This is a genomic window from Thauera butanivorans, from assembly GCF_048398245.1.
In the GTDB taxonomy this organism is placed as follows: domain Bacteria; phylum Pseudomonadota; class Gammaproteobacteria; order Burkholderiales; family Rhodocyclaceae; genus Thauera; species Thauera butanivorans.
This window is the reverse complement of record NZ_CP183038.1, coordinates 1,434,896-1,448,201: the sequence shown is the minus strand read 5'-3', so window position 1 is coordinate 1,448,201 and position 13,306 is coordinate 1,434,896. Positions and strand designations below refer to the sequence as shown.

Below are 13,306 nucleotides of genomic sequence, written 5' to 3'. Positions count from 1 at the left end.
CGTGTATTAGAATGCAGGGTTAGTTTCGACCATCGCCCGCCACCAGGAGAACCTACATGCCCCTCGTTTCCATGCGCCAGCTGCTCGACCATGCCGCCGAACACAGCTACGGCCTGCCCGCGTTCAACGTCAACAATCTCGAACAGGTCCAGGCCATCATGGAAGCGGCGTCCGAATGCGACAGCCCGGTGATCATGCAGGCCTCGGCCGGCGCCCGCAAATATGCCGGCGAAGCCTTCCTGCGCCACCTGATCGACGCCGCCGTCGAAACCTATCCGCACCTCCCGGTCGTCATGCACCAGGACCACGGCCAGAGCCCGGCAGTGTGCATGGGCGCGATCCGCTCCGGCTTCTCCAGCGTGATGATGGACGGCTCGCTGCTGGAAGACGGCAAGACCCCCTCCTCCTACGACTACAACGTCGCCGTCACCCGTGAAGTGGTCAAGTTCTCGCACGCCATCGGCGTCAGCGTCGAAGGCGAGCTCGGCTGCCTCGGCTCGCTCGAGACCGGCCAGGCCGGCGAGGAAGACGGCATCGGCGCCGAAGGCACGCTCGACCATTCGCAGATGCTGACCGACCCCGACCAGGCCGCCGACTTCGTCAAGCAGACCGACTGCGACGCGCTCGCCATCGCCATCGGCACCAGCCACGGCGCCTACAAGTTCAGCCGCAAGCCCACCGGCGACATCCTTTCCATCGAGCGCGTCAAGGCCATCCACGCCCGCATCCCCAACACCCATCTGGTGATGCACGGCTCGTCTTCGGTGCCGCAGGAGCTGCTCGAAATCATCCGCCAGTACGGCGGCGACATGAAGGAAACCTATGGCGTGCCGGTCGAGGAAATCGTCGAAGGCATCAAGTACGGCGTGCGCAAGATCAACATCGATACCGACATCCGCCTGGCGATGACCGGCGCGGTGCGCAAGTTCCTGGTCGAGCACCCATCCAAGTTCGACCCGCGCGAATTCAACAAGCCCGCGCGCGAAGCCGCCAAGCTGGTGTGCAAGGCCCGTTTCGAAGCCTTCGGCAGCGCCGGCATGGCCAGCAGGATCAAGGCCGTCCCGCTGGAAAAGATGGCCGCGCGCTACAAGGCCGGCGAACTGGCCCAGATCGTGCGCTGAGCCTCCCCCACCGCAGTACCGCGAGAACGCGCCTCAGGGCGCGTTCTTCGTTTGAACGCCCCGACGCGGCCAGGCGCAACCGGGCATTCGATACACCTGGGCGATCCGGTCCAAATCTATTCCCCGCCCGCCGCCTTGCGGCCGCCGGCCAGTGCGCTGAGCAGTTCCACCGGCACCGGAAACACCACCGTCGAATTGTGCTCGCCGGCCACCTGCGTCAGCGTCTGCAGATAGCGCAGTTGCATCGCCGCCGGCTCGCGCGACAACATCTCGGCCGCTTCGCTCAGCGTCTGCGCCGCCTGCTTTTCGCCTTCGGCATGGATCACCTTGGCCCGCCGCTCGCGTTCGGCCTCGGCCTGGCGAGCGATGGCGCGGACCATGCTCTCGTTGAGGTCGATGTGCTTGATCTCGACGTTGGTCACCTTGATTCCCCAGGAGTCGGTCTGGGCGTCGAGGATCTGCTGGACGTCGAGATTCAGGCGCTCGCGTTCGGCCAGCATCTCGTCCAACTCGTGCTTGCCGAGCACCGCGCGCAGCGTCGTCTGCGCGAGCTGGCTGGTGGCGACGAGGTAGTTCTCGACCTGGATGATCGCCTTCTGCGGATCGACCACGCGGAAGAACACGATGGCATTGACCTTGACCGAGACGTTGTCGCGCGAGATCACGTCCTGCGCCGGCACGTCCATGGTCACCACGCGCAGATCCACCTTGACCATCTGCTGCAGGCCGGGGATCACGATCACCAGGCCGGGGCCCTTCACTTTCCAGAAGCGCCCGAGCAGGAAGATCACGCCGCGCTCGTACTCGCGCAGGATCTTGATCGAAGAGGCGAGCACGAACAGCAGCAGGATGATGAGGGGAGCGAACCCCAGTTGAAGGTCGATCATGGCGCATTACTCCTCGCATCGATGGAAACGGGTTCGGGGGCGACTTCCAGGGTCAGGCCGTCGAGGCGGACGACGCGCACCCTGGTGCCAGCCGCCAGCGGCGCCTCGCTGCGCGCCCGCCAGCTCTCCCCATGCACCGTCACCCAGCAGTCGCCTCTGCCGGCCGGACCGATTACCGTACCGACGGCGCCGGCCATTTCCTCGCGCCCGCTGACCACCGGCCGCTTGAAGCTGCGCGCGGCGAAACCGCCTATCGCCAGCAGGATCGCCGCGCTGGCCAGCGCCAGGCCGACGATCAGCGCCAGCGGCACGCCGAAGCCGGGCGCCTCGGCATCCATCAGGAACAGGCCGCCGACGACGAAGGCGATCACGCCGCCGATGCCGAAGGCGCCGAAACTCGGCAGGAAGGCTTCGGCCAGCATCAAGCCGGCGCCGACCGCGATCAGCGCCACGCCGGCCCAGTTCACCGGCAGCAGCTGGAAAGCATAGAGCGCGATCAGCAGCGAGATCGCACCAGCCACGCCGGGCACACCGAAGCCGGGCGAAGTAGCCTCGAAGAACAGGCCGTAGATGCCGATCATCATCAGGATCAGCGCCACCTGCGGATGGGCGAGCACGGCCAGCACGCGATTGCGCAGATCCGCCTCGTGGCGCTCGATCACCGCGTTGCCCGTCGCCAGCGTGACGGTGCCGCTGCCGAGCCTGACTTCCCGGCCATCGAGGCGGGCCAGCAGATCGGGCAGATCCGCGGCGACCAGATCGATCACGCCCTGCTGCAAGGCCTCGTCCGCCGACAGGCTGGCCGCCTCGCGTACCGCCCGCTCGGCGAAGTCGGCATCGCGCCCGCGCAGCTGCGCCAGGCTGCGGATGTAGGCGGCGGCATCGGCCACCGACTTCGCGCTCATCGCATCGCCGCCGGCCAATGGCTTCCGCGCCGGCGCAGCACCGGCTTCATCGTTCTTGCCGGCCGGCTTGGCGGCATCCGCTCCAGAGTCCGATTCGGCACCCGCTTCGGTGTCCGGCGGCCTCGGCTGCGCACCGCCGATGCCGATCGCCACCGGCGTGGCCGCACCGAGGTTGGTCGCCGGCGCCATCGCCGCCACATGGCTGGCATAGAGGATGTAGGTGCCTGCGCTTGCGGCCCGGGCGCCTTCGGGCGCGACGAAGGTCGCCACCGGCACCGGCGAGGCCAGAATGTCCTTGATGATCAGGCGCATCGAAGTATCGAGCCCGCCGGGGGTGTCCATCTCGATCACCGCCAGCTCCGCCCCCTGCTCGGCCGCGCGTGCCAGCCCACGGTGCAGATAGTCGGCAGTGGCCGGACCGATCACGCCATCCACACGCAGCACGACCACCCGCTTGTCCTGGGCGCTGGCCACGGCACCGCCGAGAGCGATCACGAGCGCAGCCAGCAATCCCCACATCAGCCATCCGAACGATGAAACCCTGGGTTCCCGCATGCCATGACCTCCGCCGGTGCCCTTGCATGTCCGTGCCTATTCGAAAGCCAGGGCGGCACCAAAGTTCAAGCATAGGCGAACGATCGCGCCGCTGCATGCCGGCCGGGCTTGCACACGGGCGTGCTTGTCATGTCCGGCGCCGATCGGCAAGATTGTGCCCCCAAGCCCCGCAACCGGGCAAAACCAAGCTCCAGGACGCCATGCCCCAGTTCGAACAACACCCCCTGCGCTGGAGTCTCAGCGGCGAGATCCACGCCCGGCCGCCGGTCGCGCTGGATACGCCGGCCTTCGTCACCTATCTCGCCTTCACTCACCACGAAGGCAGCGCCGAACGCGAAGCCGGCCACCTGCGGGCACTGGCCGAACAACTCGCCCTGCCCATGCCCGACCCCGGTTCCGGCCACATCGAACTGAGCGTCGGCGCACACGGCACGGGTGGTTTCCGCCTGAAATGGGAACGGCACAATGAGTTTTCCAGCTACTGTTTCTTCCGCCGCATCGATCCGGCCACCACCGGCAACGGCGACTACGCGCTGCTGAACGTGCCCACCGCCTGGCTCGACGCGATCCCCGGCCAGTTGATCGCGGCCACGCACATCGAGATGCGCCGGGCCGCCGACCTGCCCCTGGAAACCGTGCTGCAGCAGCAGTCGCCCTACGGCCATCCCCTGGTCGCCTCGAGAGTGGCCGGCGGCGCCGGCTGGGTGCTGACCGATTTTCACCTGCACGACGGTTTCTCGCACTTCCTGGTGCTGAACGAGCATCTCACGCCGCGCCAGGCTGGCCGCATCGCCCAGCGCCTGGTCGAAATCGAGACCTACCGCGTGATGGCCCTGCTCGCCTTTCCGGTGGCAAAGGAGGTCGGCCGCCTGGTGTCGCGCGCGGAGGACGAACTGGCGGATCTGATGGTCGGCATGGACCGGGCACGCAGTGCCGGGGACGACCGCGCGATCCTCGCCCGCCTGTCGCGGCTCGCCGCCGAAGTCGAACGTTCGGTGGCGCTCACCACCTTCCGCTTCGGCGCCGCCGCCGCCTACTACCGGCTGGTGCGCCAGCGCATCGAAGACTTGCGCGAGGAGCGCCTGCCGGGCTTCTCGCCGATCAGCGAGTTCATGGACCGCCGCCTGGTGCCGGCGATCGACACCTGTACCTCGATCGCCCGCCGGCAGGACGACCTGTCGGCACGGATCGCGCGCAACTCGCAACTGCTGCGCACCCGCGTGGATATCGAACTGGAACGCCAGAACCAGGAACTGCTGGCGCAGATGAACCGCCGCGCCAAGATCCAGCTCCACCTGCAGGAGACGGTGGAAGGCCTGTCGGTGGTGGCGATCACCTACTACGCCTCACAACTGGTGAACTACGTCGCCAAGGGCGCCAAGGACTTCATCCTCCCTGCCACGCCGGAGTTGATCACCGCGGTGTCGATCCCGCTGATCGCCGGCTTCGTGTTCATGGGACTGAAGCGGATGCGCAAGCTGCTGGGCAACGGCGAGGGCCACGGCTGAGCACCGAGGGTCCGGTGCCGCTCAGGACTGCCGGCTGCGCCGGCGCTCCGCCGGACGCCGCAGCTCGCCCTCGCCCGCGGCGGGCTGCTCCCCCCGAGCAGCATCACGCACTTCGTGCGGCGCAGCCCCTTGCGCCTCGTCGCGAGAGCGCGATCCGCGCAGATCGCCGATCGTTGCCCGCACGCTCTTGAGGTGGTATTCCATCAGCAGCTTCTTCGTGTCCTCGGGCACCACGGGGTCGTGATAGATGCTGTGGAAGAGCTGGGACTGCACGAACATGGTCTGTCGCTTGATCGTGGCGCAATCAGGATGCCTGACCCCATTGTTCAGCTTCGCCACGATCAAGAGCACGTCGCGCTTGAACTTGTAGATCACTGGCGTCCTTTCCCGCGAACCGACGGCTGGCGCCCTGTCCGTCGCACATTCGAGAAGTCTTGTCAGGAAGGATCTCATGATTCACCGGCTGGTATTCGGGGCTCAGGGCAACGCCTTGCGGCTGCCCGGAGACGCATCGTCCGGCAGCATGGCTGCGTGAATGAATCCCGGGATTCTACCCGCTGATAATTCCGGCCCAATACCCCCTACCGCCCACGTCGAGCACTTCCTCCCCCGCGCAGGGCGGCGTACGGCGAAGAGCCCGTAAACGCAGAAACCGGGGCGGCGGTGCCTCACTGGAGGAAGCGAAATTCACGGCGTGGTTTCGGGCCGGACCCGGAAGGCGTCCGGGCTTCCGGCAGAATCGCTCCCTGGACCGTCCCATCGGACCTGCCCCCGGCGTCCCCCGCAGCAAAGGGTGGACTTTCCTGCTGCAGCATTTGGCCTGTGCCACACAACCGCCGCCGACATCAATTCCGTTCAATACCGCGGACGGCAGACGCTGCGACATTCACAGCCTTCGAGCAAACGGAGGCCCATGAATGAGCCTTGCAGCAGTCATCCTTCCCATGTCCGCGTTCGCGCTCGCGGCGTCGATATCCCCGGGCCCGGTCAACATGGTCTGCCTCGGCAGCGGCACACGCTACGGGATACGGGCGAGCCTGGGCTTCGTCAGCGGCGCGACGGCGGGCTTCATCGCGCTCTTCGCCGCCGTCGGCCTGGGGCTTGCCGCGGCGATGGCACAACTGCCGCTGCTGACCTTGCTGCTGCGCTGGGGCGGCGTCGCTTTCCTGCTCTACCTGAGCTGGCAGCTCGTGAAGGACGATGGCAGGCTGGCCGACCGCGGCACTGAAGCGCCGCCGGGCTTCACCACCGGGGCGCTCATGCAGTGGCTCAATCCGAAAGCCTGGCTGGCTGCCGCTTCCGGCATCGGCGCCTACACCAGCGGCGCGGCGCCGGGCGAACTGGCCTTGTTCGCCGCACTCTACGCCCCGATCTGCTGGGTTTCGCTCGCTTGCTGGGTCTATGCCGGCGCCTTCCTGCGGCGGCAGGTCGCCCGTCCGTCCGTGCTACGCACGCTGAACCGCGTGCTCGCCGTCCTGCTCGCGGGCAGTTGCATCTTCCTGCTGGTCGACTGAAATCCGGCGATACTGCCTCGGCATGGCCGCCAGCAGCCGCTTGAACACGCGCTGGAAGTGGGGCTGGTCGGCGAAGCCGCTTTCGAGCGCGGCATCGGCGATCGGCTGCCCGCGCCGCAATGCGCGCTGGCCGAGCTGCACGCGGCGATTGATCGCATAAGCGTGCGGCGTGAGCCGGAAATGCTGCTTGAAGCAGCGGATCAGATGGCCGGGGCTGAGCCCGGCCTGCCTGCACAAGGCATCGATCGATACCTCCTCGGCGCAATGCGCATCCAGATAGTCCGCCACCGCGCGCAGCTGCGCAGGCGGCTTCCTCGCCGCGCCACGAGCCGAAAGGCGAGGCATCAGGCCCGCCAGGAAAGCGACCAGGCGGGCGTTCTTGGCACTCGCGGACAGCGCAGGATCGAGCAGGCAGGCCGCAAGCCCGGTGAAGGCATCGAAGACAGCGGGCTCGCGCGACACATCCGGCGACAAGTCTTCCCATACCCGGGTGCGGGCGAAACCGAGCCGGCAGCGCAGACCGGCAAGCCAGTTCGCATCGACATACAGCATCAGATACGCCCATGGCCGGCCTTCGACCGGGTTGCAGGCATGCACCGACTCCGGATTGATCAGCACCAGCGTGCCGGCTTCGACGTGGTAGCTGCGCCGCCCGCAGACGAAGCTGCTCTCGCCGCCGACGATCGCCCCAAGAGACCATTCCGCATGCGCATGGGGCGCATAGCAGACGGTCCGGCCGTCATCCACTTTTCTCAGTTCGACATGGGGCAGCGCGGGATCGCGCCAGAAGACGGGATGGCTCATGAAGGGCTCGCAGGCACGGCGTATTCCACCGAAGTGTAGCGTGCCGCCGGCCCGCGGCAAGCCTCGGCCCTTGCACACCCGGCCGCGACGGGCCAGCGCCAGCAAGCCGAGCGCTGCGAAGGACAGCGCGGGCGACCCGGGCTCGGGCACGGCATTGGCCGGCGGTGGAGCGGAAGGCTGCCCGGCCTCGGGACCGGATTTGCCGGGTGACGCCGATCACATCCCGCCGCATCGCCCACGACGGCGCGCAGCGCACGGCACTCCCCTATAATTCCCGCTTTGCCAGCAAGCGAGGCCCCACCGTGGCAACTCCCCTGTTCGAAACTTCCATCACCAGCCTGCCGCTGCTCGGCCGCGGCAAGGTACGCGACATCTATGCCATCGACGACGACAAGCTGCTGATCGTCACCAGCGACCGCCTGTCGGCCTTCGACGTGGTCCTGCCCGATCCGATTCCGGACAAGGGCCGCGTACTGGTGGCGCTGGCCAACTTCTGGTTCGAGCGGCTCGGCCACATCCTGCCCAACCAGCTCACCGGCATCGACCCCGAAACCGTGGTCGCCGCCGACGAGCGCGACCAGGTGCGCGACCGTGCGCTGGTGGTCAAGCGCCTGAAGCCGCTGCCGATCGAAGCCGTGGTGCGCGGCTACGTGATCGGCTCGGGCTGGAAGGACTATCAGGCCACCGGCACCATCTGCGGCATCGCCCTGCCCCCCGGCTTGCAGCAGGCGGCGAAGCTGCCGGCGCCGATCTTCACGCCCTCGTCCAAGGCCGAGGCCGGTGAGCACGACGAGAACATCTCCTTCGAGCAGGCCCAGGAACGCTGCGACACGATGCTGAAGGACGTGCTCGCCGGCACCGGCAAGACCGGCGCCCAGCTCGCCGAAGAGGCCCGCAAGGCCGCGATCGCGCTGTACTCGGAAGCGGCCAGCTATGCCGCCGGCCGCGGCATCATCATCGCCGACACCAAGTTCGAGTTCGGCATCGACGGCGCCGGCACCCTGCACCTGATCGACGAGGCGCTGACGCCGGACTCCTCGCGCTTCTGGCCTGCCGACAGCTACCGTGAAGGCATCAGCCCGCCCTCCTTCGACAAGCAGTACGTGCGCGACTACCTGGAAACGCTCGACTGGGACAAGACCGCCCCCGGCCCCAGGCTGCCGCCCGACGTCATCGAGCATACGGCGGAAAAATACCGCGACGCCTACCAGCGGCTGACGGGCTACAAGCTCGACTGAAGCCTGCCGGCGCCGACGCCAGCCCGGCATCGGCGCCGCGACGCGAACGACTCGCATTCCCGAACTCGCGGTTCTTTTCCTGGTCTCAGAGGCAACCCGACACCGCCATGTGCCGTCCGGCATGGCGGTGCGGTGTGTTCGACCCACGTCAGATCACCGGAGGTTGCCATGGACAAGCCGTTCAACTCGCTGGAACAGCATTTCCACCTGCCCCGCATACGGGAAGTCGATACATCACGCCCCTTCCAATGGTTGCGCATGGGCTGGAGCGACATGCGTGCGAACCTGGGGGCCAGCCTCAGCTATGGCCTCGTCCTCGCCGCGATCGGCTACGCCATCCTGTCCTACGCCGCGACCACGCCTTATCTATTTACCGCGGCGATCTCGGGCTTTCTGCTGATCGGCCCGATCGCAGCGGCGGGGCTGTACGAAATATCCCGTCGCCACGAACGCGGCGAACCCGCCTCGCTGACCGACTCACTGCGCGGCCTGTGGCGCCACAGCGACGGCATGGCCTATTTCGGCGCCTTCCTCGCCATCACCCTGATCGGCTGGGAACGCATGTCGGCCATCCTGTTCGCGCTGTTCTACGGCAGGGAACTGCCGGAAGTGACGCATTTCTTCCGCGACATCTTCCTGTCCGGTGAACACCTTTCCTTCGTCCTGGCCTACATGGCGACGGGCGGCATACTGGCCGCGGTGGTGTTCGCGCTGTCGGCAATCGCGATCCCGATGATGATGGACCGCGACACCGACGCGATCACCGCAGCCATGGCCAGCCTGCGCGCAGTGGCCGTCAACCTTGGCGCCATGGCGCTGTGGGCGGCGCTGATCGTCGCGCTGGTCGCGGCCGGCTTCGCCACGATGATGGTCGGCATGATCGTCCTGCTGCCCTTGCTCGGCCATGCAACCTGGCATGCCTACCGCGACATGATCGACTGACTGCCGTACCGGCATGGGGATGCACGGGCGCCGGCTGCGGCGCCCGTGGCATTTTTTCCGGCACAATAGCCCGCCCTGGCCCGCAATTCACAACCGCCACCGAGATTCAGCCCAATGAACGATGCCGTTGCCAATCCCCTGCTCGACTTTTCCGGCATGCCACGCTTTGCCGACATCAAGCCGGAGCACGTCGAACCCGCCATCGAGCACCTGATCGATGAAAACCGACGCCTGATCGGACGCCTCACCGCCGATCCGGCGACGCCGACCTGGGACGGCTTCGTCGGCCCGATGGACGAGGCCGGCGAACGCCTGGGCCGCGCCTGGGGCGTGGTCGGCCACCTGCACAGCGTGTTCGACGTGCCGGAATGGCGCGAAGCCTACAACGCCATGCTGCCGGACATCTCGCGCTTCTATGCCGAAGTCGGCCAGAACCTGGCGCTGTTCGAGAAGTACAAGGCGCTGCGCGACAGCCCCGAATTCGCCACCCTGTCGCCGGTGCGCCAGCGCATCCTCGAACACGCGCTGCGCGACTTCCGCCTGTCCGGCGCCGAACTGCCTGACGAGCAGAAGCCGCGCTTCCAGGCGATCCAGGAGGAAATGTCGCAGCTCGCGGCAAAGTTCTCCGAAAACCTGCTCGACGCCACCAACGCCCATGCGGAATGGATCGGCGACGAAGCCCAGCTTGCCGGCATCCCCGACGACGCGCGCGAAGCCGCCCGCGCCGCCGCCGAAGCCGAAGGCAGGCCGGGCTGGAAGTTCAACCTGCAGATGCCCTCCTACCTGCCGGTGCTGCAGTACGCCGACGACCGCGAGCTGCGCGCGCGCATGTACCGCGCCTACGCCACCCGCGCCTCCGAGCTGGGCGATGCCGAACTCGACAACGGCCCGCTGATCGGCCGCATCCTCGCGCTGCGCGACGAGGAAGCGCGCATGCTCGGCTACCGCAACTTCGCCGAAGTGTCGCTGGTGCCGAAGATGGCCGACACGCCCGAGCAGGTGCTCGGCTTCCTGCGCGACCTCGCGGCCAAGGCCAAGCCTTTCGCCGAGCGCGACCTGGAAGAGTTGCGTGCCTTCGCCTCCCAGGAACTCGGCCTTGCCGAGCTGCAGCCTTGGGATGTCGCCTACGCCTCGGAAAAGCTGCGCCAGCAGCGCTACGCCTACTCCGACCAGGAAGTGAAGCAGTACTTCCCCGAACCCAAGGTGCTGGACGGCCTGTTCGGCGTGATCCGCGCCCTGTACCGCGTCGACATCCTGCCCGACGAAGCGCCGGCATGGGATCCGGACGTGCGCTTCTTCCGCATCGAGAAGGAAGGGGAGCTGGTCGGCCACTTCTATCTCGACCTGCATGCACGCCCGACCAAGCGCGGCGGCGCCTGGATGGATTCGGCCCGCAGCCGCCACCGCGACACCTGGGGCAGCGACACGCCGGTCGCCTATCTGGTGTGCAACTTCCCCGGCCCGGTCGGTGGCAAGCCCGCCACCTTCACCCACGACGACGTGCTGACGCTGTTCCACGAGTGCGGCCATGGCCTGCACCACCTGCTGACCCAGGTGGACGAACTGGCGGTGTCCGGCATCAACGGCGTGGAGTGGGATGCGGTCGAACTGCCCAGCCAGTTCATGGAGAACTTCTGCTGGGAATGGGACGTGCTGCAAGGCATGACCGCCCATGTCGATACCGGCGAGCCGCTGCCGCGCGCGCTGTACGACAAGATGATCGCGGCGAAGAACTTCCAGAGCGGCATGCAGACCGTGCGCCAGCTCGAGTTCTCGATGTTCGACCTGCGCCTGCACGGCGAGCTGGATGCCGCCGCCGGCCCCGTGCCGATCGAACGCGTGATGGCGCTGCTCGACGAAGTGCGCAAGGAAGTCGCGGTGATGATCCCGCCCGCCTGGCATCGTTTCCCGCACAGCTTCTCGCACATTTTCGCCGGTGGCTACGCAGCGGGCTACTACAGCTACAAGTGGGCGGAAGTGCTGTCGGCCGATGCCTTCGAAGCCTTCGAGGAGGCCGGCGCCGGCAGGGGCAGCCTGCTCGATCCCGAGACCGGCGCGCGCTTCTGGCGCGAGATCCTGGCCGTGGGCGGCAGCCGCCCGGCGCTGGAATCCTTCAAGGCTTTCCGCGGCCGCGAGCCGAAGGTCGACGCCCTGCTGCGCCACAGCGGCATGGTGGACGCCTGAATGAAAGCCTGATGGCCGAATGCCGCCGCCCATGACCGGGCAGCGGCATTCGGCAACATCAGCCCAGCGCGGTGTCCAGCACCATCATCAGCACGAAACCGATCATCAGCCCCGCCGTGGCATAAGCCTCGTGCCCCTTGCGGTGCGATTCGGGGATGATCTCGTGGCTGATCACGAACAGCATCGCGCCGGCAGCGAAACCCAGCCCCCACGGCAGCAGCGCTGCCGAGTAGCCGACCACCGCGGCGCCCAGTACGGCGCCGACCGGCTCGACCAGGCCGGACGCGATCCCCAGCCCGACCGCGACCGCGCGCCGATAGCCCGCCGCCAGCAGCGCGACGGCCACCACCAGCCCTTCCGGCACGTCCTGGATCGCGATGCCCATCGCCAGCGCGTTGGCCCGCATGCCTTCGTTGCCGGCGTAACCGACCCCGATCGCCACCCCTTCGGGCAGGTTGTGCAGCGCGATCGCAAACACGAACAGCCAGGTGCGACGCAGCTTCTGCGCCACCGCGCCTTCGCGGCCCTTGATGAAGTGCTCGTGCGGCAGCAGGCGATCCATGGCCAGCAGAACGACGCCACCCAGCAGGACCGCAATGCCGACGACCGCACCCGCCGCCCACGGCCCGCCGCCGAAGCTGCCGGCATCCTGCGCCGCCTGCAGACCGGGAATGACGAGCGAAAACGCGCTGGCCGCCAGCATGACGCCGGCACCGAAACCGAACAGGCTGTCCTGCACACGTTCGGACAGGCGTTGCGAGAACAGCACCGGCAGCGTACCGAGCGCGGTCGCCAGCGCCGCCACCGAGCCGCCGATCAGCGCGTTCAGCACCATCTGATTGCCCTGGACGAAGCGCCAGCTCTGCACGAGCAGGACGAGCGCGCCCGCCAGGCAAATGACCAGGCCGAGCCATTGCCTCGGCCGCCGGCCGCGCCACCAGGGCGGTGGTGAATCCAGTGTCGGCGTCTCGTCCATGTGATGATCGTCCCGCTTATCCCCGCGCCACGGCATGGCGACGGGCGACCTCGGCCCAATCGATGACCTCGTAGAACGCGGCGATGTATTCGGGGCGCCGGTTCTGGTACTTAAGATAGTAGGCGTGCTCCCAGACATCCAGCCCGAGGATCGCGGTGTTGCCCGAGCCGATCCCCTTCATCGCCGGATTGTCCTGATTGGCGCTGCTCTCGACGGCCAGCCTGCCGGACTTGTCCACCGTCAGCCAGGCCCAACCGCTGCCGAAGCGGCTCACCGCAGCTTTCGTGAAAGCCTCCTTGAAGGCATCGAAGCCGCCGAGATCGGCATCGATGGCACGCGCCAGATCGCCGTCCGGCTTGCCGCCGCCGGTGGGCGACATGATCGTCCAGAACAGGCTGTGGTTCGCATGCCCGCCGCCGTTGTTGCGCACCGGCGCACGCAGGGCTTCAGGCAGCGACTCGAGCTGCGCGATCAGTTCGTCGACCGGAAGTCCGGCATGTTCGGTGCCCTCCAGTGCCGCGTTGAGGTTGTTCACATAGGTCTGATGATGCCTGGTGTGATGGATCTCCATCGTCTGCGCGTCGATGTGCGGCTCCAGGGCGTCGTAGGCGTAGGGCAATGCAGGCAAGGTATGGGGCATGTCGATCTACCGGAAGAATTGGGGAAACTGAA

General features: G+C 67.3%; 12 protein-coding genes. 6 read left to right on the top strand and 6 right to left on the bottom strand.

Annotation, left to right across the window (positions count from 1 at the left end; genetic code table 11):
- The first annotated feature begins 56 nt into the window (after nucleotides 1-56).
- On the top strand, nucleotides 57-1,121 hold the full coding sequence (gene fba, locus ACNQFN_RS06970; RefSeq protein ID WP_068635551.1) for a class II fructose-bisphosphate aldolase: 1,065 nt from the start codon (nucleotides 57-59) through the stop codon (nucleotides 1,119-1,121).
- Between the two features lie 116 nt (nucleotides 1,122-1,237).
- Here the strand turns inward: fba and ACNQFN_RS06965 are convergent, their stop codons facing one another.
- Entirely contained in the window at nucleotides 1,238-2,008 is a 771-nt protein-coding gene (locus tag ACNQFN_RS06965) for a slipin family protein (protein WP_068635550.1), read from the bottom strand.
- The gene (locus tag ACNQFN_RS06960) at nucleotides 2,005-3,432 is read right to left on the bottom strand and encodes an NfeD family protein (RefSeq protein WP_245650854.1); all 1,428 of its coding nucleotides are present in this window, start codon (nucleotides 3,430-3,432) and stop codon (nucleotides 2,005-2,007) included. The genes ACNQFN_RS06965 and ACNQFN_RS06960 overlap by 4 nt, the downstream gene beginning before the upstream one ends.
- Nucleotides 3,433-3,668: 236 nt before the next feature.
- Here ACNQFN_RS06960 and ACNQFN_RS06955 point away from each other — a divergent pair, with 236 nt between their 5' ends.
- The gene (locus tag ACNQFN_RS06955; RefSeq protein WP_068635548.1) at nucleotides 3,669-4,976 is read left to right on the top strand and encodes a DUF3422 family protein; all 1,308 of its coding nucleotides are present in this window, start codon (nucleotides 3,669-3,671) and stop codon (nucleotides 4,974-4,976) included.
- 21 nt (nucleotides 4,977-4,997) lie between these two features.
- Here the strand turns inward: ACNQFN_RS06955 and ACNQFN_RS06950 are convergent, their stop codons facing one another.
- Nucleotides 4,998-5,351 (bottom strand): hypothetical protein, encoded by a 354-nt coding sequence (locus ACNQFN_RS06950; RefSeq protein ID WP_245650853.1) that lies wholly within the window; start codon nucleotides 5,349-5,351, stop codon nucleotides 4,998-5,000.
- A 542-nt stretch (nucleotides 5,352-5,893) separates the two neighbouring features.
- Here ACNQFN_RS06950 and ACNQFN_RS06945 point away from each other — a divergent pair.
- Nucleotides 5,894-6,490 carry a LysE family translocator gene (locus ACNQFN_RS06945; RefSeq protein ID WP_068635547.1) on the top strand — a complete coding sequence of 199 codons (597 nt, stop codon included), beginning with the start codon at nucleotides 5,894-5,896 and terminating at the stop codon, nucleotides 6,488-6,490.
- Here ACNQFN_RS06945 and ACNQFN_RS06940 read toward each other — a convergent pair.
- Entirely contained in the window at nucleotides 6,422-7,294 is an 873-nt protein-coding gene (locus ACNQFN_RS06940; RefSeq protein ID WP_068635546.1) for an AraC family transcriptional regulator, read from the bottom strand. The genes ACNQFN_RS06945 and ACNQFN_RS06940 overlap by 69 nt on opposite strands.
- A gap of 302 nt (nucleotides 7,295-7,596) precedes the next feature.
- Here ACNQFN_RS06940 and ACNQFN_RS06935 point away from each other — a divergent pair, with 302 nt between their 5' ends.
- The 3 genes from ACNQFN_RS06935 to ACNQFN_RS06925 all read left to right on the top strand — a co-directional run bounded on the left by ACNQFN_RS06935 (nucleotide 7,597) and on the right by ACNQFN_RS06925 (nucleotide 11,658).
- Complete coding sequence (locus ACNQFN_RS06935) at nucleotides 7,597-8,532, top strand: phosphoribosylaminoimidazolesuccinocarboxamide synthase (RefSeq protein WP_068635569.1); 936 nt, start codon at nucleotides 7,597-7,599, stop codon at nucleotides 8,530-8,532.
- A gap of 168 nt (nucleotides 8,533-8,700) precedes the next feature.
- A complete protein-coding gene (locus tag ACNQFN_RS06930) occupies nucleotides 8,701-9,474 on the top strand; it encodes a DUF2189 domain-containing protein (protein ID WP_068635545.1) in 774 nt (257 codons plus the stop codon).
- Between the two features lie 114 nt (nucleotides 9,475-9,588).
- The gene (locus ACNQFN_RS06925) at nucleotides 9,589-11,658 is read left to right on the top strand and encodes a M3 family metallopeptidase (protein WP_418648369.1); all 2,070 of its coding nucleotides are present in this window, start codon (nucleotides 9,589-9,591) and stop codon (nucleotides 11,656-11,658) included.
- A 58-nt stretch (nucleotides 11,659-11,716) separates the two neighbouring features.
- Here ACNQFN_RS06925 and ACNQFN_RS06920 read toward each other — a convergent pair whose 3' ends face one another.
- Together ACNQFN_RS06920 and ACNQFN_RS06915 are read right to left on the bottom strand one after the other, a co-directional pair.
- Nucleotides 11,717-12,634: a ZIP family metal transporter gene (locus ACNQFN_RS06920; RefSeq protein WP_068635543.1), complete on the bottom strand. Its 918-nt coding sequence runs from the start codon at nucleotides 12,632-12,634 to the stop codon at nucleotides 11,717-11,719.
- Between the two features lie 16 nt (nucleotides 12,635-12,650).
- Complete coding sequence (locus tag ACNQFN_RS06915; RefSeq protein WP_068635542.1) at nucleotides 12,651-13,274, bottom strand: superoxide dismutase; 624 nt, start codon at nucleotides 13,272-13,274, stop codon at nucleotides 12,651-12,653.
- Nucleotides 13,275-13,306 lie beyond the last annotated feature (32 nt).

Bases quoted from the DNA above. Each gene is read 5' to 3' on its own strand.
- ACNQFN_RS06915 (WP_068635542.1), bottom strand. From the start codon at position 13,274: ATGCCCCATACCTTGCCTGCATTGCCCTACGCCTACGACGCCCTGGAG.
- ACNQFN_RS06930 (WP_068635545.1), top strand. From the start codon at position 8,701: ATGGACAAGCCGTTCAACTCGCTGGAACAGCATTTCCACCTGCCCCGC.
- ACNQFN_RS06965 (WP_068635550.1), bottom strand. From the start codon at position 2,008: ATGATCGACCTTCAACTGGGGTTCGCTCCCCTCATCATCCTGCTGCTG.
- ACNQFN_RS06940 (WP_068635546.1), bottom strand. From the start codon at position 7,294: ATGAGCCATCCCGTCTTCTGGCGCGATCCCGCGCTGCCCCATGTCGAA.
- ACNQFN_RS06945 (WP_068635547.1), top strand. From the start codon at position 5,894: ATGAGCCTTGCAGCAGTCATCCTTCCCATGTCCGCGTTCGCGCTCGCG.
- ACNQFN_RS06920 (WP_068635543.1), bottom strand. From the start codon at position 12,634: ATGGACGAGACGCCGACACTGGATTCACCACCGCCCTGGTGGCGCGGC.
- ACNQFN_RS06955 (WP_068635548.1), top strand. From the start codon at position 3,669: ATGCCCCAGTTCGAACAACACCCCCTGCGCTGGAGTCTCAGCGGCGAG.
- fba (WP_068635551.1), top strand. From the start codon at position 57: ATGCCCCTCGTTTCCATGCGCCAGCTGCTCGACCATGCCGCCGAACAC.
- ACNQFN_RS06960 (WP_245650854.1), bottom strand. From the start codon at position 3,432: ATGTGGGGATTGCTGGCTGCGCTCGTGATCGCTCTCGGCGGTGCCGTG.
- ACNQFN_RS06925 (WP_418648369.1), top strand. From the start codon at position 9,589: ATGAACGATGCCGTTGCCAATCCCCTGCTCGACTTTTCCGGCATGCCA.